16 protein-coding genes are annotated in these 19,422 nt (G+C 73.2%); 4 read left to right on the plus strand and 12 right to left on the minus strand.

Annotated elements, in window-relative coordinates; genetic code table 11:
* Positions 1-58 precede the first annotated feature (58 nt).
* Positions 59-526 carry an RDD family protein gene (locus ACZ3UD_RS00140; RefSeq protein ID WP_465580481.1) on the plus strand — a complete coding sequence of 156 codons (468 nt, stop codon included), beginning with the start codon at positions 59-61 and terminating at the stop codon, positions 524-526.
* A 134-nt stretch (positions 527-660) separates the two neighbouring features.
* Here the strand turns inward: ACZ3UD_RS00140 and ACZ3UD_RS00145 are convergent, their stop codons facing one another.
* From ACZ3UD_RS00145 to ACZ3UD_RS00175, 7 genes are all read right to left on the minus strand, one after another.
* The gene (locus tag ACZ3UD_RS00145) at positions 661-1,359 is read right to left on the minus strand and encodes a DUF4191 domain-containing protein (RefSeq protein ID WP_465581357.1); all 699 of its coding nucleotides are present in this window, start codon (positions 1,357-1,359) and stop codon (positions 661-663) included.
* A 101-nt stretch (positions 1,360-1,460) separates the two neighbouring features.
* The gene (locus tag ACZ3UD_RS00150) at positions 1,461-1,661 is read right to left on the minus strand and encodes a hypothetical protein (protein WP_387623167.1); all 201 of its coding nucleotides are present in this window, start codon (positions 1,659-1,661) and stop codon (positions 1,461-1,463) included.
* A 172-nt stretch (positions 1,662-1,833) separates the two neighbouring features.
* Complete coding sequence (lipA, locus tag ACZ3UD_RS00155; RefSeq protein ID WP_380609178.1) at positions 1,834-2,787, minus strand: lipoyl synthase; 954 nt, start codon at positions 2,785-2,787, stop codon at positions 1,834-1,836.
* A gap of 178 nt (positions 2,788-2,965) precedes the next feature.
* Positions 2,966-3,736, minus strand: a complete 771-nt coding sequence (gene lipB / locus ACZ3UD_RS00160; RefSeq protein WP_465581359.1) for a lipoyl(octanoyl) transferase LipB — start codon at positions 3,734-3,736, stop codon at positions 2,966-2,968.
* Positions 3,737-3,844: 108 nt separating this feature from the next.
* Positions 3,845-5,764, minus strand: coding sequence for a helix-turn-helix domain-containing protein (locus tag ACZ3UD_RS00165; RefSeq protein WP_465580484.1), 1,920 nt, complete (start codon positions 5,762-5,764; stop codon positions 3,845-3,847).
* A 67-nt stretch (positions 5,765-5,831) separates the two neighbouring features.
* Positions 5,832-7,193 (minus strand): MFS transporter, encoded by a 1,362-nt coding sequence (locus ACZ3UD_RS00170; protein WP_465580487.1) that lies wholly within the window; start codon positions 7,191-7,193, stop codon positions 5,832-5,834.
* A 299-nt stretch (positions 7,194-7,492) separates the two neighbouring features.
* Positions 7,493-8,254, minus strand: a complete 762-nt coding sequence (locus tag ACZ3UD_RS00175) for a 3-hydroxybutyrate dehydrogenase (RefSeq protein ID WP_465580489.1) — start codon at positions 8,252-8,254, stop codon at positions 7,493-7,495.
* 309 nt (positions 8,255-8,563) lie between these two features.
* Between ACZ3UD_RS00175 and ACZ3UD_RS00180 the strand changes: the two genes are divergently transcribed.
* Positions 8,564-10,441, plus strand: a complete 1,878-nt coding sequence (locus ACZ3UD_RS00180; protein ID WP_465580491.1) for a regulator — start codon at positions 8,564-8,566, stop codon at positions 10,439-10,441.
* Positions 10,442-10,908: 467 nt separating this feature from the next.
* On the opposite strand, the gene ACZ3UD_RS00185 is transcribed toward ACZ3UD_RS00180, so the two are convergent.
* Positions 10,909-12,240, minus strand: a complete 1,332-nt coding sequence (locus tag ACZ3UD_RS00185; RefSeq protein ID WP_465580493.1) for an NAD(P)/FAD-dependent oxidoreductase — start codon at positions 12,238-12,240, stop codon at positions 10,909-10,911.
* Between the two features lie 347 nt (positions 12,241-12,587).
* Positions 12,588-13,502 carry a TIGR01777 family oxidoreductase gene (locus ACZ3UD_RS00190; protein ID WP_465580495.1) on the minus strand — a complete coding sequence of 305 codons (915 nt, stop codon included), beginning with the start codon at positions 13,500-13,502 and terminating at the stop codon, positions 12,588-12,590.
* 55 nt (positions 13,503-13,557) lie between these two features.
* On the opposite strand from ACZ3UD_RS00190, the gene ACZ3UD_RS00195 reads away from it, so the two are divergent.
* Together ACZ3UD_RS00195 and ACZ3UD_RS00200 are read left to right on the plus strand one after the other, a co-directional pair.
* A complete protein-coding gene (locus ACZ3UD_RS00195; protein WP_465580497.1) occupies positions 13,558-14,064 on the plus strand; it encodes a GNAT family N-acetyltransferase in 507 nt (168 codons plus the stop codon).
* Positions 14,065-14,161: 97 nt separating this feature from the next.
* Positions 14,162-15,274: a DUF2510 domain-containing protein gene (locus ACZ3UD_RS00200; protein WP_465580499.1), complete on the plus strand. Its 1,113-nt coding sequence runs from the start codon at positions 14,162-14,164 to the stop codon at positions 15,272-15,274.
* 10 nt (positions 15,275-15,284) lie between these two features.
* On the opposite strand, the gene ACZ3UD_RS00205 is transcribed toward ACZ3UD_RS00200, so the two are convergent.
* The 3 genes from ACZ3UD_RS00205 to lpdA form a co-directional block, all read right to left on the minus strand.
* Positions 15,285-15,800: a DUF4240 domain-containing protein gene (locus tag ACZ3UD_RS00205; protein ID WP_465580501.1), complete on the minus strand. Its 516-nt coding sequence runs from the start codon at positions 15,798-15,800 to the stop codon at positions 15,285-15,287.
* A gap of 166 nt (positions 15,801-15,966) precedes the next feature.
* The gene (gene sucB, locus ACZ3UD_RS00210) at positions 15,967-17,730 is read right to left on the minus strand and encodes a 2-oxoglutarate dehydrogenase, E2 component, dihydrolipoamide succinyltransferase (RefSeq protein WP_465580504.1); all 1,764 of its coding nucleotides are present in this window, start codon (positions 17,728-17,730) and stop codon (positions 15,967-15,969) included.
* Between the two features lie 65 nt (positions 17,731-17,795).
* The gene (gene lpdA / locus ACZ3UD_RS00215) at positions 17,796-19,184 is read right to left on the minus strand and encodes a dihydrolipoyl dehydrogenase (protein ID WP_224284763.1); all 1,389 of its coding nucleotides are present in this window, start codon (positions 19,182-19,184) and stop codon (positions 17,796-17,798) included.
* Between the last annotated feature and the right edge of the window lie 238 nt (positions 19,185-19,422).

Here is a 19,422-nt window from a genome sequence, read left to right on the forward strand (position 1 = left end):
CCCCGCCCGGAGGGGAGCCGGTGCGGGCGCCCGGGGTCAGCCCGGTTAGTGTGGATTCGTGGACACCAGAGAAGCGTTGGGATCGTGGATCGACGGCCCGAAGGCGGCCGCCGAGAAGATGGGCGCCGACTTCGGCTACCGCGGCGAGCGCCTCGGACTGCCGCGGGAGGGCTCCGGCTCGCTCGCCGGCCCCGGCCGACGGATCGGCTCCCTGTTCGTGGACGGCTGGCTGGTCGCCCTGGTCTCCTACGGCCTGCTCGCCAAGGGCGACCAGGCCGAGGCCAACCTGTGGACCCTCCCGCTCTACTTCCTGGTCGCCGCCGTCCTGCTCGCCACCACCGGCACGACCGTCGGCAAGCGGCTGTTCGGCCTCCGGGTGGTCCGCCTGGACGGCCGCCGTGCGACCATCCCGCAGGTTCTGCTGCGCACCGTCCTGCTCTGCCTGGTGGTGCCGGCGCTGGTCTGGGACCGCGACACCCGCGGCCTGCACGACAAGGCGGTCGGCACGGTCGAGGTCCGGATCTGACGACGTCCACATGGACGGACGACGTCCACGTGGGCGACCACACGACAGCTGCGACCACACGCAACGGCTGAACGTCGAACGGCCCCGCTGAGGAAACTCAGCGGGGCCGTTCTCGTGTCGTCAGGGGAGGGGGGTCAGCGGACCTGGCCGCCCTTGGGCATCCGGGCGCCCTTGGGCATCGGGCCCTTGGGGATCGGCGCCTTGGAGAGCAGGTCGCCCAGCGCGCGCAGGCGGTCGTTGGTCTCGGTGACCTGGGAGGGGGTGATGGCGCGGGGCAGGCGCATCAGGTGGATCTGCAGCTTCTTGAGCGGGATCTCGCCGTCGCCGTCGCCCACCACGATGTCGTGCACCGGCACGTCGCCGACCACCCGGGCCATCTTCTTCTTCTCGGAGGCCAGCAGCTGTCGCACCCGGTTCGGGTTGCCCTCACCGATCAGCGCGATGCCGGCCCGGCCCACGGCGCGGTAGACCGCGTCCTGGTTGCGGGTGACCGCGACCGGGGTGGAGCTGGAGCTCCAGCCGCGCCGGATGTTGTTCAGCACCGCCGCGACAGCGCCCGGCTGCCCCTCCATCTGACCGAACGCGGCGCGCTCGGCCCGGCGTCCGAAGACGATCGCCATGGCCAGGACGGCCACGATGAAGCCCAGGATGCCCAGGTAGATGGGGTGGTCGATCGCGAAGCCGATGGCGAGGAACACGCCGAAGGTCAGCAGGCCGACGCCGGCGATGATCAGGCCGATCTTGGTGTCGACCTTCTTGGTCATGGTGTACGCCAGGCGGATCTGCTTCAGTCGCCCTGGGTTCTCGGATGTTTCCCTCGCCATAACGCTCATGGTACGTGGCACGGGTACGGGATATCCAAGCCCGGGTACCCGTTCGCCCGAACCGTGACCCGTGTGCCCGCGCACCGTCGCGCACAGCGACGTCGGGGGCCTCAGGGGCGTACGGAGCGTGCCCTCGCCGTACCCGCCGCCGCCCCGCCCGCCAGGGCGTCGTGCCGGCGGTCCGCCGCGTACCGGCGGTTCTCGCACACCGCCGCCCAGGCGTTGAGCCGCGCGTGCCGCTGGCCGGGCGCCAGCAGGACGCTCTCGGCGAACCGCAGCGCCACCCCCACCGACCGGATCCGCATCCGCATGCCGAACAGCTCCTCTCGTGGCTGAGAAGAATCGAACGCTCACTAGGCGTCCATCGTCCCCACCCCGTGTTACCAGCCCGTGACCATGCAGTCAAAGCGTGGTGAAGCCGAAAGGGCGGAGCCGCGGCTCCGCCCTTCCAATGGCCCAGTGGCCGAAACCTGCCCCGGAACGTCAGACCGCGGCCTGCGCGCGCCGCTCCAGCGCCTGCCGGTACAGCCGGCCGGCCCGGTACGACGAACGCACCAGCGGCCCTGACATGACACCCGCGAAGCCCAGCTCCTCGGCCTCCTCCTGGAGCTCGACGAACTCCTGCGGCTTCACCCAGCGCTCCACGGGGTGGTGGCGCAGCGAGGGGCGCAGGTACTGGGTGATGGTGATCAGCTCGCAGCCGGCCCCGACCAGGTCGGCCAGCGCCTGGCTGACCTCCTCGCGGGTCTCGCCCATGCCCAGGATCAGGTTGGACTTGGTCACCAGCCCGGCCGCGCGGGCCTGGGTGATGACGTCGAGCGAGCGCTCGTACCGGAACGCCGGGCGGATCCGCTTGAAGATGCGCGGAACCGTCTCGACGTTGTGCGCGAGCACCTCGGGGCGGGAGGAGAAGACCTCGGCCAGCTGCTCGGGCACCGCGTTGAAGTCGGGGATGAGCAGCTCGACGCCGGTACGGCCGCCCGCGCGCTCGGCGGTCATCGCGTGCACCTGGCGCACGGTCTCGGCGTACAGCCAGGCACCGCCGTCCTCCAGGTCGTCGCGGGCGACGCCGGTGATGGTGGCGTAGTTGAGGTCCATGGTGACGATGGACTCGGCGACCCGGCGCGGCTCGTCGCGGTCGAACTCGGCGGGCTTGCCGGTGTCGATCTGGCAGAAGTCGCAGCGGCGGGTGCACTGGTCACCGCCGATGAGGAAGGTCGCCTCGCGGTCCTCCCAGCACTCGAAGATGTTGGGACAGCCGGCCTCCTGGCAGACCGTGTGCAGCCCCTCCTTCTTCACCAGCGACTGGAGGGCGTTGTACTCCGGGCCCATCTTCGCGCGGGTCTTGATCCACTCGGGCTTCCGCTCGATGGGGGTCTCGCTGTTGCGGACCTCCAGGCGGAGCAGCTTCCTGCCGTCGGGCGCGACAGCGGACACGTGCGACTCCTAGAACTAGACGGGGTACCCCCAGGGTACGCCTGTGGTTGTACGGCCTGTGCCGGGCCTGCCGCCCTGCAATCGCAGGGCAACGCGGCTACCGGCCAGTAGATTCCCAGTGGCTGACGGTGGCAGCCGCGTGGGCACCGGGCCGCAGCGGCTTGAACGGCGGCGGGCTTCAGCGGCTGAGCGCCGGCTCCGGCAGCTCGGCGAAGACGTCCGTCAGGTGCCGCTCGACCACCGGCAGCGCCTCGCTCACACCGAAATCGCGCCCCAGCTCGTCGGCCAGCGAGGCCACGCCCGCGTCCCGGATGCCGCAGGGCACGATCTTGTCGAAGTACGTCATGTCGGGGTCGCAGTTGAGCGCGAAGCCGTGCATGGTCACCCCGCGGGCGACCCGGACGCCGATCGCGGCGAGCTTGCGGTCGCCGCCGCGCTGCCCGGCGTTGGACGGGGCGTACTCGGGCCCGGCCAGTCGCGGGTCGATGCCCAGCGGCAGGCCCATCCGCAGGGTCAGCTTGCCGATGTCCACCACCTCGGCCGGGTCCACCACGGCGTCCGGGATGTTCTGGCCCAGCACCCAGACCCCGCTGCGGCCCTCGACCCGGGTGGTCTCGACGCCGAAGTCGGCGGCGGCGCGGATCAGCGCCTCCTCCAGCCGGCGGACGTACGCGATCACGTCGATCGGGTCGGGCAGCTTGATGATCGGGTAGCCGACCAGCTGGCCGGGGCCGTGCCAGGTGATCTCCCCGCCCCGGTTGACCTCGACCACGGGGGTGCCGTCCAGCGGCAGGTCGGCGGGGTTGGTGCGCTTGCCCATGGTGTAGACGGGCGGGTGCTCCAGCAGCAGCACGGTGTCGGGGATCTCGTCCGCGACCCGCAGCGCGTGCAGACGCTGCTGCTCCTCCCACGCCTCCTCGTAGGGGACGACGTGCTCGCCTATGCCCATCCGCACGAAACGTACGTTCTCGCTCACCGCTGCCGCTCCTTGCCAGGCGTTCGAGACCAACCTGGCCACTGTACGCCCAGGCCCGTACCACCCGTTCGGCCGTCCCGGTCAGCCGGCTCGTCCTCCCGCGAGCAGCTGCAGCCGCAGCGCCAACTGCAGCTCCAGGGAGCGCTCCGGCTGGCTCCAGTCCGGCCCGAGCAGCGCCTCGACCCGGTCCAGCCGCTGCACCACGGTGTTCACGTGGACGTGCAGCTCGTCCTTGGCCCGGGTGAGGCTGCCGCCGCAGTCGAAGTAGGCGCGCAGGGTGCGGACCAGCTCGGTGCCGCGCCGGGCGTCGTAGGCGAGCAGCGGGCCGAGCGTCGCGCCGACGAAGCCGTCCACGTCGTGGCCGTCGCCGAGCAGCACCCCGAGGAAGCCCAGCGCGCAGGCCGAGGCGCCCTCCCCGGCACGGCCGAGCACCCGCAGGGCGCGCACGCAGCGCAGGCCCTCGGCGTACGCGGCGGCCAGCGCCCGGGGGCCGGCGGCGGGGCGGCCGGCGCCGACGGTGACCGGGAAGCCGGCCAGCCGGGCCAGCCGCTCGGCGGCCTGCCGGGCGGTCTCCTCGGGATCGTCGGTCGTGCCCGCTTCGAGCGGCACCAGCAGCACCACCGCCTCGCCGTGCTCGGCGCCGATGCCCCGGGAGCCGAACAGATACCGCCGGGCGGCGCCCGTGAGCCGTTCCCGCTCGTCGCCGTTGCCGTCCGCCGGTTCCGCGACCAGCACCAGGTGCGGTCGGGCGAGGTCGACCCCGAGCCGGCGCCCGCGCGCGGTGAGCCCGGCCGGGTCGCGCTCGGGGGCGGTGAACAGGTCGGTGAGCAACTCGCCGCGGACCCGGTTCTCGGTCTCCGCCACCGAGCGGCGCAGCAGCAGGAGCAGCGCGGTCACCACGCTGGCCCGCTCGAACAGCCGCCGGTCGGCGTCGTCGAGGTCGGGCCGACCGCGCAGCACCATGGTGCCGAGCGCGTCGTGTCCGGCCAGCACCGCGCACACCCACAGCTCGCCGTGCCGTACCGACCGGCCTTCGGCCCGGGACGCGGCCACCGCCCCGGCCAGCTCGGCGGCGGGCGTCGGCCGCCCGGCCAGCGGCTCGCCCTCGGCGTCCAGGACCGCTATCTCCCCGTCCAGCAGGAGTGCGACGGCGGCGGCGACGTCCGGCACCTCGGCGCCGCGCAGCACCAGGTCGGTGAGCCGGTCGTGCGCCTGCTCGGCGCGCTGGACGGCGGCGGAGTGGGCCCGGACCAGCTCGTTGGCGGCGTTCAGTTCGGCGAGCGCGGCCCGGGTGTCGGCCAGTGACTTGGCGGTGTCCAGCGCGATCGCGGCGTGCGCGGCCAGCGTGCAGAGCAGCGCGACCTCGTCGGGGGAGAAGGCGCGCGGCGAGCGGTCGGCGGCGAACAGGACGCCGATGACCTGCCCGCCGATCAGCAGCGGCACCCCGATGATCGCCACCAGGCCCTCGTCCAGCACGCCCGCGTCGATCGTGCGGGTGTGGTGGAAGCGTTCGTCGGTGCGGTAGTCGGGGGTGGCGTACGGGCGGGCGGTCTGGGCGACCAGCCCGCCCAGGCCGTCGCCGAGGCTGAGTCGCAGGGTCTGGAAGAGCACGGAGACCGAGCCGTCGGTGACCCGCATGTAGGTGTCGCCGGCGGCCTCGTCCGGCAGGGTCAGGTACGCGGTGTCGGTGCCGAGCAGCATCCGGGCCCGGCGGACGATCGCCTGCAGCACGGTGTCCAGCTCCCGGGAGGCGGCCAGGTCCCCGGCGGTGTCGAACAGTGCGGTCAACTCGGCCTCTCGGCGCCGGTGTTGGCGCAGCGTGCGGTGCACCCGCAGGGCCTGCCAGGTGGCGTCGTCGATCTCGGCGAGGACGCCGGCCGGCGCCCCGCGGCGGCGGGCGTCGGCCAGCACCTCGGCGAAGTCCTCGGTGGCGGCGCCGGAGGCGAGCAGGTCGAGCAGCCGCCGCAGCGCGGGTGCGGCGCCCTCGTCGGGGTGGTTCATGGTGCGGGCCGCCAATCGGCGTCGGGTCCGACGGTTGCGAGGAACCGCGATGCTATCGGCTCAACGCTCAGGCCACGGCGGGCTTTCCGACCGCGGCACCGTCCGCCGGATGCTCCTCGACCTCGGTGAGGTCCTGCCCCCTGGTCTCCCGTGCGCACAGCACCGCCAGCACGGTGATCGCCGCCGCGACGGCCACGTACACCGCGATGGGGGTGGCGCTGCCGTAGTCCTTGAGCAGCGCGGTGGCGATCAGCGGGGCGGGCGCCCCGGCGGCCACCGAGGCGAACTGGGCGCCGATCGAGGCCCCCGAGTACCGCAGCCTGGTCGCGAACAGCTCGGAGAAGAAGGCCGCCTGCGGCGCGTACATCGCGCTGTGGAACACCAGACCGACGGTCACCGCGACCACCAGCGCCCCGAAGGACTCGGTGTCCACCATCCCGAAGAACACGAACGCCCAGACCCCGACCCCGGCCGCGCCCACCAGGTACACCGGCTTGCGCCCGACCCGGTCGGACAACGCGCCGAACAGCGGGATCAGCGCGAACTGGATCGCCGAGGCGATCAGTACGGCGTTCAGCGCGCTCTGCTTGTCGAAGTGCGCGTGGTTGACGGCGTACGTGAGCACAAAGGTCGTCATCACGTAGTACGAGATGTTCTCCGCCATTCGTGCGCCCATGGCCACCAGCACCTCCCGCCAGTGGTTTTTCAACACCCCCACCAGCGGCGCCGGTTCGGCCTCCTGCCGGGCCTGCGCCGCCCGCAGCGCCTGCCGGAACAACGGCGACTCGTCCACCGCCAGACGGATCCACATCCCTACCCCGACCAGCACCGCCGACAGCAGGAACGGCACCCGCCACCCCCACGCCAGGAACGCGCTGTCCGACTGCACCGCCGTCATCAACGACAGCACCCCCGCCGCCAGCAGGTTCCCGGCCGGCGCCCCGCCCTGCGGCCACGACGCCCAGAACCCCCGCCGCCGCTGGTCCCCGTGCTCCGACACCAGCAGCACCGCCCCGCCCCACTCCCCGCCGAGCGCGAACCCCTGCACCAGCCGGAGCGCCGTCAACAGCACCGGCGCCGCCACCCCGATCGACCCGTACGTCGGCAGCAGCCCGATCGCCGTGGTCGACCCGCCCATCAGCAGCAGGCTCACCACCAGCAGCTTCTTCCGCCCCACCCGGTCCCCGAAGTGCCCGAACACCAAGGCCCCGAGCGGCCGCGCCGCGAACCCGATCGCATAGGTCAGGAACGACAGCAGCGTCCCGGTCAGCGGATCGGTGTTCGGGAAGAACAGCTTCCCGAACACCAGCGCCGCCGCTGTTCCGTACAAGAAGTAGTCGTACCACTCGATCGTCGTGCCGATCAGACTCGCGGCCACCACTCGCGGGAGTGAGCTGGTCGCCGCCGAACCACGTGCAGGGGCCTTCATGGGTCACCACTTCCAGGTCCAGAGGGGAGGATGTCGCCACAAGGTAGGAACCCCACGCCCCCGGGACTATGTGACCGACCCACACATCGTTTCGGATGGATATGGCCAACTACCCCATAACCACCTCAACCCCTGGCCGTTGCCCACCTCCCAGCCCGGCCCGATCGGTCCATTCGCCGTGCTGCCCGACACCGTTTGCGGTACCGGGAGCTGAGCTCCACCGCTCTCGTCTTCCCTCACATCTCTCTTTCTCCATCCCTCATTTGAGGATGCGTGCCGGGTGCTCATAGGGGATCGACTCAGTGCGCCGTCCAGCCGCCGTCGATGGGGAGGCTGGTGCCGGTGATGTAGGAGGCGGGCGGGGTGCAGAGCCAGAGGGCGAGAGCGGCGACCTCGCCGGGTTCGATGAGGCGCTTGACGGCGGTGCGGTCGAGCATGACGCGGTCGACGACCTCGTTCTCGGGGATGCCGTGAGCGAGGGCCTGGGCGGCGATCTGCTTCTCGACCAGGGGGGTGCGGACGTAGCCCGGGTTGAGGCAGTTGCTGGTGACGCCGTGGGGGGCGCCTTCGAGGGCGACGGTCTTGCTGAGGCCTTCCAGGGCGTGCTTGGCGGTGACGTACGCGGACTTGAAGGCGCTGGCGCGCAGGCCGTGGACGGAGGAGATGTTGACGATCCGGCCCCACCGCTGTTCGTACATGTGGGGGAGGGTGCGGCGCAGGATGCGGAACGGGGCCTCGACCATGACGCGTTGCATGAGGGTGAAGCGGTCGAGCGGGAACTCGTGCACGGGCGCGAGGTGTTGCAGGCCGGCGTTGTTGACCACGATGTCGGCGTCGTCCGGCAGGGCGTCCACGGCCCCGGGGTCTGCGAGGTCCGTGACGATCGCGTGCCCGCCGATCCGCTCGGCGACGTCCCTGGCCGGGCCGGCCGCGAGGTCGACGACGTAGACCCGGGCGCCGGCCCCGGCGAAGGCCTCGGCGCAGGCCCGGCCGATGCCGGAGGCGGCGCCGGTCACCAGGGCCGTGCGGCCGTCGAGCGGGCGGGCAGTAGAGGTGTCCATGGCCGAGAACGGTAGGAATCCGGCGGTGCGGCTCCCATGTGGCGGGCCGCTACAGCAGCAGGGTTCCCCATGGCGGAAACCAACATGACGGTCGATCGACGGTTCGACCCCGGAAGGCCAAACCCATCCTGACCTCGCTTCCCCACAATGGGCGCGGTTGCTTCACCCGTTCGGAGGATTGCTCGGTCAGATCCACCCATAGCGCCCGAATGCTCGCTACATTCACGCCGATTCCCGACAGGGGGCGCCGCCCCAGGCCGCCGAAGTGCTGGTAGAGCCCGGTGCGACGTCCGAGAGGTGTTGACTGACATGCCCCAACGGCCTGCAACCGACAGCCCGGCGTACGGACCGCTCGACCCGCTCGGCCAGCACCGAGGGCCGGTCGGCCGGACCCTTCCGGACGCCCCCGACGCCCTGGCCCCCAACGCCCTGACCGGCGACACGCTGACCACCGACGCCCCGACCGCAGACGAACTGCGGCTGCCCGTGCAGGCCACACCGAACCGGCACGAAGCCGTCGCCGCACCCGCCCCCGCGACCACCAGCGGCCATGGCAGCCACACCGGCCACTCCGGCCCGGCCCCGCAGAACGGCCAGCTCGCCGCGCTGATCGAGGAGGCCGGCTTCTCGCACGCCGGCCTGGCCCGCCGGGTCGACCAGCTCGGTCTGGAGCACGGCCTCGACCTGCGCTACGACAAGACCTCGGTCACCCGCTGGCTGCGCGGCCAGCAGCCCCGCGGCGCCACCCCGGCGCTGATCGCCGAGGTCTTCACCCGCCGCCTCGGCCGCCGCCTCACCGCCCAGGACCTCGGCCTGGACGCCTGCGCCCCGGTCTACGCGGGCCTGGAGTTCGCCGAGACCCCGCAGGAGGCGGTGGACATCGTGGCGAGCATGTGGCGCAAGGACAACGGCCCGCAGTCCGAGCTGCGCCGGATCGCCTTCACCCCGGCCGGCCTGGTCGTCCCCAGCCGGGACTGGCTGATCGGCCGCACCGATGAGCGGGTCGCCCGGGACGGCTCCACCCTGGTCCGCCCGGACACCGCCACCGGCCCGCCGGGCACCGCCCCCACCGCACCGGCGCAGAGCGCCGCGAGCGCGCCCGGCGCCCCCGCCGTGAGCCCCGCGCGCGGCCAGGCCCCCGGCGCCCCCGGCTCCCGCAGCACCACCGGAACCACCGGTACCGCCGCCACCATCGGCCGGGTGCCCACCCAGAGCCGCCGCCTGCCGGCCGCCGTCGAGCCGCCGTACGCCGACCCGACCCGCGAGGCGCGCCCCGCCTTGCGGGTCGGCCGCGGCGACATCGCCGCCATCCGCGCCGTCGGCGACCTCTTCCGCGCGCTCGACCACGCCTACGGCGGCGGTCACGCCCGCCAGGCACTGGTCCGCTACCTGGAGAGCGAGGCCGAGCCGATGCTGCGCGGCCGCTACGGCGAGCAGATCGGCCGGGCCCTGTTCGGCGCGGTCGCCGACCTGACCAGGCTGGCCGGCTGGACGTCCTTCGACATCGCCGCGCACGGCCTCGCCCAGCGCTACTTCGTCCAGGCGCTGCGCCTCTCCCAGGCCGCCGGGGACCGTGCGCTCGGCGGCTACGTCCTGGTGACGATGAGCCAGCAGGCCGTCCATCTGGGCCACGGCCGGGAGGCCGTCCAGCTCGCCCGGGTCGCCCAGCAGGGCGTGGGCACCGCCGTCCCGCCGGTGGTCCAGTCGCTGATGCACGCCGCCGAGGCGCGCGGGCACGGCCTGCTGGGCGACGTCCGCTCCTGCACCACCGCCCTGGTACGGGCCGAGCGCTCACTCGCGGCCTCCCGGACGGGCGACGAACTTCCCTCCTGGGCGCGGTACTTCGACGAGGCGCAGCTCTCCGACGAGTTCGCCCACTGCTACCGCGACCTCCAGCAGTGGCGCACCTGCGCGCAGCACGCCGAGAAGTCGCTGCGGCTGCGCTCGCCCGCCTACGCGCGCAGCCGGATCTTCTGCCGGCTGGTGCTGGCCACCGCCCGGCTCGGCATGGGCGACCTCGACGAGGCCTGCACGATGGCCACCGACGCGCTGCGGGCGGCGGGGGAGATGCGCTCGGCCCGCTCGCTGGAGTACGTCCGGGACTTCCACCGCCGTCTCACCCCCTACCGGGGCAGCCCGGTGGCCCGCGCCTTCGAGGAGACGGCCCGCCAGGCGGGGGTGATCTGACCGCACGCCTGACGACACCCGACCACACGGATCACCCGCCCGACCACCCGACAGCCGGGTGCCCAGGAACACCGCCCGGATCGCGAACCGCCCCGAGGTGCGCAGGGTGCGCTCGATCGGCCGGGCGTCCGGGCCGATCAGGACACCGAGCACGATCTCGAACACGACGGTCGGCAGGGCGATCCACCGCGGCGGCCGGTCGGCGAGCAGCGGCGCGGCGACGGCTGCCGCGGGGATCAGGATCAGCGCGACCGGCTGGGGCGGAGGCGCTCACCGCGAAACCGGCCGAACGGCGGAAATCATCCGCTGAACGGTCAGAACGTGCATCCCGGCATCCCGGCACGCCGTCGGTCTGTCACCCCGGCAGACCGCTGGCGTGTTCGGACGGCCGAACGGCACGCCCGGACAGCACGCACAAGCAGCACGCCCGAGCAGGACGCCCGAGCAGCACGCCTCAGCCAACGGCCTCAGGCCGCCGCCTCGGCCTCCCGCGCGTCCGCCGGCAGCCCGAGGTCGCGCAGCGCCGCCCATGCCGCCCGCCGCCCGGAGACCAGCGCGCCCTGCACGGTGCTGGTGTCCCGGTGGTCCCCGGCGACGTACAGTCCGGCCAGCACCCGCACCGGTCGGCGCGGGTTGTGCGGCGGCGGCATCGCGGGCAGCGCGTCCGGGACGTGGCGCACGCTGAGGAACTGCCAGCCCGCCGTCGAGACGCCGTACAGCTCGGCCAGCCGGGCCCGGACGGCCGGTTCCAGTCCGGCCGGGCCGCCCGCGTCGAAGGAGCGCCGCCCGAGCACGGTGGTGGCGACCAACGCCTGCCCGGCCGGGGCGAAGGACGGGTGCAGCTCGCTGAGTACCAGCGAATGCGAGACCAGCGGCGGGTGCCCGTCCGGCCGGTCGCCGTCGAGCAGCAGCACGGCCTCGTTCAGCGGGGCGCGGTCGGCCGCGTGGAAGAAGGTGGTGACGGGGTGGAAGTCCGGCAGCCGCAGCCCGGGCAGCAGTTCGACGGCGGAGCGGGCGTCGGTGGCGACCACGACGGCCTGGGCGCCGATCCGCCCGTGGGCGAGGGTCTCCACGCCGTCGGCGGTGACCGAGGTGACCTGCACCCCGGTCCGCACGGTGCCGGCGGGCAGCACGGCGGCCAGCTGGGCGGGCACGGCCGCGATCCCGTCGGCGGGCAGACAGAGCCGTCCGCGGGCGTAGGAGCGCAGCACCAGGTCGGCGATCCGGCTGCTGGTGCCGAGCGTCGGATCGCTGAGCAGCGCGCTGAGCAGCGGGCGCAGGAAGCCGTCCACGGTGCGCGGGGCGAGGCCGTGGCCGGCCAGGGCGCGGGCGGCGGTGGTCTCCGGGCGGGCCCGCAGCCGGCTGGCCGGGGTGGTGGCGGTCCGGCCGAGCCAGCTGCCGAGGCGGGCCTTGTCCAGCGGGCTGCCGAGCGGTGCCCGGGTCGCGGCCTGGCGGGCGGTGGTGAGCTGCGGGTCCCCGGCGCGGTAGCGGCGTCCGGCGCTGTGCACCAGCACGCCGGGCGTGAGCTGGCGCAGGTCCAGGCGGTCGAGGTCGAGCGCCCGGCGCAGCTCGGGGAAGGCGGTGTTCAGCAGGTGGCTGCCGTCGTCGAGCCGGAATCCGTCCAGCTCGCGGGTGGCCATCCGGCCGCCGATCCGGTCGGTGGTCTCCAGGACCTGAACGGCGAGGCCGTGGCCGGTGAGTGCGCGGGCGGCGGCCAGGCCCGCGAGTCCGGCGCCGACCACGACGACGTCCGGGTCGGACGGTCGACGGGCACGGCGGGTGAAGTCGTATGTGGGCACTGGCGTGCTCCCTCCCTGGTTCCGGGGCTCCGGCCGACGCAGGCAGCGGGGTGCCGGGACACGGTCCGTGGAAGGTGATGCCCAGTCAGTGTGAGTATCAGACAAGCACAACGGACCGGATGCAGGGGTCGGGAGGGGTTGTGCGGCACCGGGCGGGGGCGCGGTCACGGACAGTGCGCCGTGGCGGCCGGGATACGGGGCCGGCGGGCGCGCACGGTCACCGGGGGCGTGCGACGCGCCCGCCATGTGCTCCCGTGCGCCCCCTGCCGGAGCCCCGTCCGACCCCCGCCCGGCATATGCCCCTGGCCAGGGCGAATGCCGTAGGAGGCCTACGCGCGAAGCGGGAGTCAGAGCGCCGCGTGCACCGCCGAGTCCACGTCCGGGTGCGCGAAGCGGAACCCCGCGTCCAACAGCCGCCGCGGCACCACCCGGTGGCTGCCGACCACCTCGACCGCCAGCTCCCCGAGCACCGCCTTGAGCACCGCCTCCGGCACCGGGAACGGCGTCGGCCGCCCCAGCGCCCGACCGATCGCCGCGGTCAGCTCGGCGTTGGTCACCGGCTCCGGTGCGGTGAGGTTGAAGGCGCCGGAGAGGTCCTCCCGGTCGATCAGGAACCGCAACGCGGCCACCTCGTCGGTCAGCGAGATGTAGCTCCAGTACTGCCGTCCGCTGCCCAGCCGTCCGCCCAGGCCCAGCTTGAACAGCGGGAACAGCCGCCCACCCGCCCCGCCGGCGGTGGAGAGCACCATCCCGGTGCGCGGGTGCACGACCCGGATCCCGGCCCGCTCGGCCGGCCGCGCCGCCGCCTCCCACTCCAGGCACACCTCCGCCAGGAAGTCGTCCCCGGCGGGGGAGTCCTCGTCGATCACCCGGTCACCGGTCTGCCCGTACCAGCCGACCGCGGAGGCGCTGACGAGCACCCGCGGCGGCTCCTTGAGCTCCGCGAGCGCGACGGCCAGGGTCTCGGTGCCGTAGACCCGGCTCTCCCGGATCTCCCGCTTGTAGGCGTCCGTCCAGCGGCGGTCGCCGACCCCGGCACCGGCCAGGTGCACCACCGCCTCGACCCCGGCGAGGCCGTCCCGCTCGACCTGGCCGAGCAGCGGGTTCCAGCCGATCGCCGTACTGCCGTCGGGCTGCGGGCCCGTCCTGGAGCGGCGCCGGACCAGCCGGACCACCTCGTGGCCGTCCGCCAGCAGGGAGCGGACGAGTGCCGAACCGATCAATCCCGTGGAGCCTGTGACAGCGATGCGCATGGGCCCCATCCTCGCAGTACTTAATCCCCGCCACGTTCGCACGCGCCTCATTAGGCTGACGCGCATGCCCTATGACTCCCCTGACGATCTGATCATCCGTCCGGCGCGGCCCGAGGACGACCGCGGGCTCGCCGCCCTCGACCGGGCCTCCTGGTCCACCCTCTCCGACGTCTCCCCGGAACCGCAGGCCAAGGACGGGATCTTCGACGAGCGGCACACCCCCGACCAGTACCTGCTCGCCGTGCTGGACGGCCGGATCGTCGGCTACGCCCGCCAGGTCCCGTCGACCCCGCTGGCCAGCAACCGGCACGTCCGGCAGATCCAGGGCCTCGCCGTCGACGACACGGTCCGCGGCCGGGGTATCGGCCGCCGCCTGGTCGAGGCGGCCTGCGCCGCGGCCCGGGCCGCGGGCGCCCGCAGGCTGACCCTGCGGGTGCTCGGCTGGAATGCCCCGGCCCGCCGGCTGTACGAGAGCTGCGGCTTCGTCGTGGAGGGCTCGCTGACCGAGGAGTTCCTGATCGACGGCCGGTACGTGGACGACATCTGGATGGCCCGCCGACTGGTCGACTGAGGCCCGTGAGCCGACGCGTCGTCAGCGGATCGAGCGCTGCGGAGTCGTGACGTACCCGCCCTGTCTGGAGCCGCGCTCCGCCGGGTACCGTACGCCCGTGAGCAACTCGACGCCTCCCGGGTGGTACCCGGTCCCCGGTGCGGATGGCACCCCCGGTCACGAGCGCTGGTGGGACGGCAACGCCTGGAGCAGCGAGGTCCGGCCGCTCCAGGGCGGCGCCGGACAGCTCGCCGACGCCCCGACCCAGGCCTGGCTGCCGTCGGCCCCGCAGCCCCCGCGGCCCGGCTACGGCTATCCGGCGCAGGGCGGCTCGCCCGCCCCCGGCTACGGCTACCCGGGTCAGGACGCCGGCCGGGCCCCCGGCTACGGCTACCCCGGCCAGGACGGCCGGGCCCCGGGCTACGGCGCGCAGACCCCCGGGTACGGCTACCCCGGCCAGGAGGCCTACCAGGGCGGCGGCTACTACCCGGACCAGGGCTACCCGCCGCCCGCCCCCGCGAGGACCAGGCCCGGTGTGATCATCGGGATCACGGTCGGCGTGCTGGCCGTAGGCGGGATCATCGCCGGGATCGTGCTCAGCCAGGGCGGCGACCCGAAGGCGGGCCCGACCCCGAGCCCCACCGTGTCGGTCAGCCAGAGCGACAGCCCCGGGCCGACCCCCTCCCCGACCGAGAGCACGCCCACCGTCGCGCCGCCCAAGCCCGTCCCGGTCGTGAAGAGCACCGTCCCGGACGCCCAGCACGCGATAACCGTCCCGGTGCTGGACGGCTGGGACGTGTCGTCCAACCCGGTGCACTCCACGGTCTACCTCGGCAGCGGCCGCTATACCTGCGCGGACGGCAACGCCTGCATCCGCGGCCAGTTCTCGGTCGAGAAGGACACCATCCAGGGCGACTCGCCCAAGGCGGCCGCCGACGCCGCGATGCCGGCCTACGCCGGGGGCATCTTCACCGGGATCACCTCGCACACCGACTCCGGCTCCGGCTCCGTCAGCGTCGCCGGCGTGCTCGGCTACGCCACCCGCTGGCACGTCCGCACCTCGGACGGCACCCAGGGCTACGTCCTGCTGGCCGCCGTCCCGGCCAAGGGCGGCGGCTACGTGGTCTTCGAGGGCGGTGTGGACGACGACCCGGCCGCGCCGGACGCCTCGGTGCTGGACCAGATCCTGAAGGGCATCAAGCAGGACGGCAGCCCGGGCAGCAGCACCTGACCGATCCCGATCAATCCCCGTAGCGCTCCCAGAGCTTGGGGAAGCGTTTCGCCATGACGTCCGGGTCGTCGAAGTCCAGCGCCGCCCCGGCCGGTCGCCGGGCCTGCCGACCGCCCACCTCGGGCAACGGCAGGCCGGTCAGCCGCTCGTACGCCTCGTCGGCCGCGTAGCCGAGGTCCTCGGCCTCGCCGTCCTCCTCCTCGTCGAACTCGGGCAGCAGGTCCGCCAGGTCGTCCGGCTCGGCCAGCCCGCCCTCGAAGACCTCCCGGCCCTGGCCGATCAGCCAGCAGCGGAAGAAGTCGAAGGTGTCCTCGGAGGCGCCGTCCAGCAGCAGGTAGGCCGCGCCCCACAGGTCGTAGCGGTAGGCGCGCTGGAACCGGGCCTCGAACAGCCGGGCGAAGTCGATCACGTCGTCCGGGGTCAGCCGGACGAGGTGCTCCACCAGCCGGTCGGCCTGCTCGTCGGGATCGCCCTCGGCGGCCTCCCGGGTCTCGTCGATGATCTGCCAGAAGTCGGTCTCGTCCATCACCGCTCCAGCATCCCCGCTCGGCCGCCTCGGCGCATGCCGCGACCCGAAGAGAAGACGGCGGATTCCCGCGCCGTCCGGGAACGGCGGATTCCCGCGCCGTCCGGGAACGGCGGAACCCCGCGCCGTCCGGGGACGACGCGGGGTTCGGTACGACCGGGGTGCCTTACAGGCCGAGCTCGACCTCGAACTCGCCGGCCTCCAGGATCTCCTTGACCGCGACCAGGTAGCGGGCGGCGTCGGCGCCGTCCACCAGACGGTGGTCGTAGGAGAGCGACAGGTAGGTCATGTCGCGGATGCCGATGGCGGTGCCGCCGTCGGCCTCGATGACGACCGGGCGCTTCACGGTGGCGCCGATGCCCAGGATGGCGGCCTGGTTCGGCGGCACGATCACGGTGTCGAACAGCGCACCGCGCGAGCCGGTGTTGCTGATGGTGAAGGTGGCGCCGGACAGCTCGTCCGGGGTGATCTTGCTGTCGCGGACCTTGGCGGCCAGCTCTGCGGTCTTCTTCGAGATGCCGGCGATGTTGAGGTCGCCCGCGCCCTTGATGACCGGGGTCATCAGACCCTTCTCGGAGTCCACCGCGATACCGATGTTCTCGGTGTCGAAGTAGGTGATGGTGCCCTCGGCCTCGTTGATCCGGGCGTTGACGACCGCGTGGGCCTTCAGCGCCTGGGCGGCGGCCTTGACGAAGAACGGCATCGGGGAGAGCTTGACGCCCTCGCGGGCGAGGAAGCCGTCCTTGGCCTTGGCGCGCAGCGACATGATCTTGGTGACGTCCACCTCGACCACGCTGGTCAGCTGGGCCTGCTCGTGCAGGGCCTTCATCATGTTGTCGCCGATGACCTTGCGCATGCGGGTCATCTTGACCGTCTGGCCGCGCAGGGCGGACGGCGCGGCGGCGGCCTTCGGCGCGGCGGCCGGAACGGCGGCGACCGGGGCCGGGGCGGCCTTGGCGGCCTCCGCGGCGGCGATGACGTCCTGCTTGCGGATGCGACCGCCGACGCCGGTGCCGGCGACGGAGGACAGCTCGACGCCGTGCTCGGCGGCGAGCTTGCGCACCAGCGGGGTGACGTAGGCGTCACCGGCGTCGGCGGCCGGAGCAGCCGGGGCGACCGGGGCCGGGGCAGCGACCGGGGCCGGGGCGGCCGGGGCAACCGGAGCGGCGGCCGGGGCCGGGGCAGCGACCGGGGCAGGGGCGGCGACCGGGGCCGGGGCGGCCGGGGCAACCGGGGCGGCGACCGGGGCCGGGGCGGCCGGGGCAACCGGAGCGGCGGCCGGGGCCGGAGCGGCAGCGGCGGCACCCGGGGCACCGATCAGCGCGAGCTGGGCGCCGACCTCGGCGGTCTCGTCCTCGCCGACGAGGATCTTGACGACGACGCCGGCGACCGGCGACGGGATCTCGGTGTCGACCTTGTCGGTCGAGACCTCGAGCAGCGGCTCGTCGATCTCGACCGTCTCACCCTCGGCCTTCAGCCAGCGGGTGACGGTGCCCTCGGTGACCGACTCGCCCAGCGCGGGCAGCAGCACCGGGTGGGCGTCACCGGCCGGAGCGGCAGCAGCCGGAGCGGCGGCGGCCGGAGCGGCAGCCGGGGCCTCGGCGACCGGAGCCGGAGCGGCGACCGGGGCGGCCGGGGCAGCGGCCGGAGCGGCCTCGGCGGCGGGCGCCGGGGCGGCAGCGGCGGCCTCGGAGCCGTCGTGGATGATCGCCAGCTCGGCGCCGACCTCGACGGTCTCGTCCTCGCCGACCTTGATCGAGGCCAGGATGCCGGAGGCGGGAGCCGGGATCTCGGTGTCGACCTTGTCGGTCGACACCTCCAGCAGCGGCTCGTCGACCTCGACACGCTCACCCTCGGCCTTCAGCCAACGGGTGACGGTGCCCTCGGAAACGCTCTCGCCCAGCGCGGGCAGTGTTACTGAGACCGCCATGGTTTCAGCGACTCCTATCAAGTCTTGCGTACGGGAAGTACTGGAAAGGGGGGTGGTGGGCGCGATCAGTCGTGCGCGTGCAGCGGCTTGCCGGCCAGCGCCAGGTGCGCCTCGCCCAGGGCCTCGGACTGGGTCGGGTGCGCGTGGATCAGCTGCGCGACCTCGGCCGGCAGGGCCTCCCAGTTGTAGATCAGCTGGGCTTCGCCGACCTGCTCGCCCATGCGGGCGCCGACCATGTGGACGCCGACCACGGCGCCGTCCTTGACCTGGACGAGCTTGATCTCGCCGGCGGTCTTCAGGATCTTGCTCTTGCCGTTGCCGGCCAGGTTGTACTTCAGGGTGACGACCTTCTCCTTGCCGTACAGCTCGACGGCCTTGGCCTCGGAGATGCCGACGGAGGCGACCTCGGGGTTGGAGTAGGTCACCCGCGGGACGCCGTCGTAGTCGATCGGCATCGGCTTCAGGCCGGCCAGGCGCTCGGCGACCAGGATGCCCTCGGCGAAGCCGACGTGGGCGAGCTGCAGGGTCGGGGCGAGGTCGCCGACGGCCGAGATGGTGGGCACGTTGGTGCGCATGTACTCGTCGACCAGGACGTAGCCGCGGTCCATCGCGACGCCGTTCTCCTCGTAGCCGAGGCCGGCCGAGACCGGGCCGCGGCCGATGGCGACGAGCAGCAGGTCGGCGTCGATCTGCTTGCCGTTTTCGGTGGAGACGCGGACACCGGTCTCGGTGTACTCGACGCCCGAGAAGCGGGCCTTCAGCTCGAACTTGATGCCGCGCTTGCGGAACGCGCGCTCCAGCAGCTTGGAGGAGTTCTCGTCCTCGAGCGGGACGAGGTGCGGCAGCGCCTCGACGATCGTGACCTCGACGCCGAAGGACTTCCAGACCGAGGCGAACTCGACGCCGATGACGCCGCCGCCCAGGATGACGGCCGACTTCGGGATGCGGTCGAGCTTGAGGGCGTGGTCGGAGGAGATCACGCGGTTGCCGTCGATCTCCAGACCCGGGATCGAGCGCGGCACCGAACCGGTGGCCAGGACGATGTGGCGGCCTTCGATGCGCTGGCCGTTGACGTCCACCGAGGTCTGCGAGGAGAGCTTGCCCTCGCCCTGGATGAAGGTGACCTTGCGGGACGCCACCAGGCCCTGCAGACCCTTGTACAGGCCGGCGATGACGTCGTCCTTGTACTTGTGGACGCCGTTGATGTCGATGCCCTGGAAGGTGGCCAGCACGCCGAACTCGGCGGCCTCCTTCGTCTCGTCCGCGATCTCGGCGGCGTGCAGCAGCGCCTTGGTCGGGATGCAGCCGCGGTGCAGGCAGGTGCCGCCCAGCTCACCCTTCTCGACCAGGGCAACGCTCAGACCCAGCTGAGCGGCGCGGAGCGCCGCGGCGTAACCGCCGCTTCCGCCTCCGAGAATGACTACGTCGAAAACGGTGCTGGCGTCGTTCGCCACGTCACGTCCTCCATGCAATGGGGTGGGTCGCCGGGCCGGTCGCGGTCCGGTGGGTCGGATGCCTTTGTGGGGCGCCCAGTCGTGCCGGAAATACATCTTCGCACTTGTTCGCGGTGGCTGATGTCCGGGTCCACCCCAGGGGTGTCCCGCAGGGTGGTCACCGGGGCGGGAACACCCCCGACGGAAGGGCATCATCGCAGCTCAACGCGGTATTGACAGCCGCCGGACGGGCGCCTTC

Source organism: Kitasatospora sp. NPDC023118 (genome assembly GCF_055560875.1).

Bases quoted from the DNA above. Each gene is read 5' to 3' on its own strand.
- ACZ3UD_RS00145 (WP_465581357.1), bottom strand. From the start codon at position 1,359: ATGAGCGTTATGGCGAGGGAAACATCCGAGAACCCAGGGCGACTGAAG.
- ACZ3UD_RS00150 (WP_387623167.1), bottom strand. From the start codon at position 1,661: ATGCGGATGCGGATCCGGTCGGTGGGGGTGGCGCTGCGGTTCGCCGAG.
- lipB (WP_465581359.1), bottom strand. From the start codon at position 3,736: ATGGGCATAGGCGAGCACGTCGTCCCCTACGAGGAGGCGTGGGAGGAG.
- ACZ3UD_RS00165 (WP_465580484.1), bottom strand. From the start codon at position 5,764: ATGAACCACCCCGACGAGGGCGCCGCACCCGCGCTGCGGCGGCTGCTC.
- ACZ3UD_RS00170 (WP_465580487.1), bottom strand. From the start codon at position 7,193: ATGAAGGCCCCTGCACGTGGTTCGGCGGCGACCAGCTCACTCCCGCGA.
- ACZ3UD_RS00175 (WP_465580489.1), bottom strand. From the start codon at position 8,254: ATGGACACCTCTACTGCCCGCCCGCTCGACGGCCGCACGGCCCTGGTG.
- ACZ3UD_RS00180 (WP_465580491.1), top strand. From the start codon at position 8,564: ATGCCCCAACGGCCTGCAACCGACAGCCCGGCGTACGGACCGCTCGAC.
- ACZ3UD_RS00190 (WP_465580495.1), bottom strand. From the start codon at position 13,502: ATGGGGCCCATGCGCATCGCTGTCACAGGCTCCACGGGATTGATCGGT.
- ACZ3UD_RS00195 (WP_465580497.1), top strand. From the start codon at position 13,558: ATGCCCTATGACTCCCCTGACGATCTGATCATCCGTCCGGCGCGGCCC.
- ACZ3UD_RS00205 (WP_465580501.1), bottom strand. From the start codon at position 15,800: ATGGACGAGACCGACTTCTGGCAGATCATCGACGAGACCCGGGAGGCC.
- sucB (WP_465580504.1), bottom strand. From the start codon at position 17,730: ATGGCGGTCTCAGTAACACTGCCCGCGCTGGGCGAGAGCGTTTCCGAG.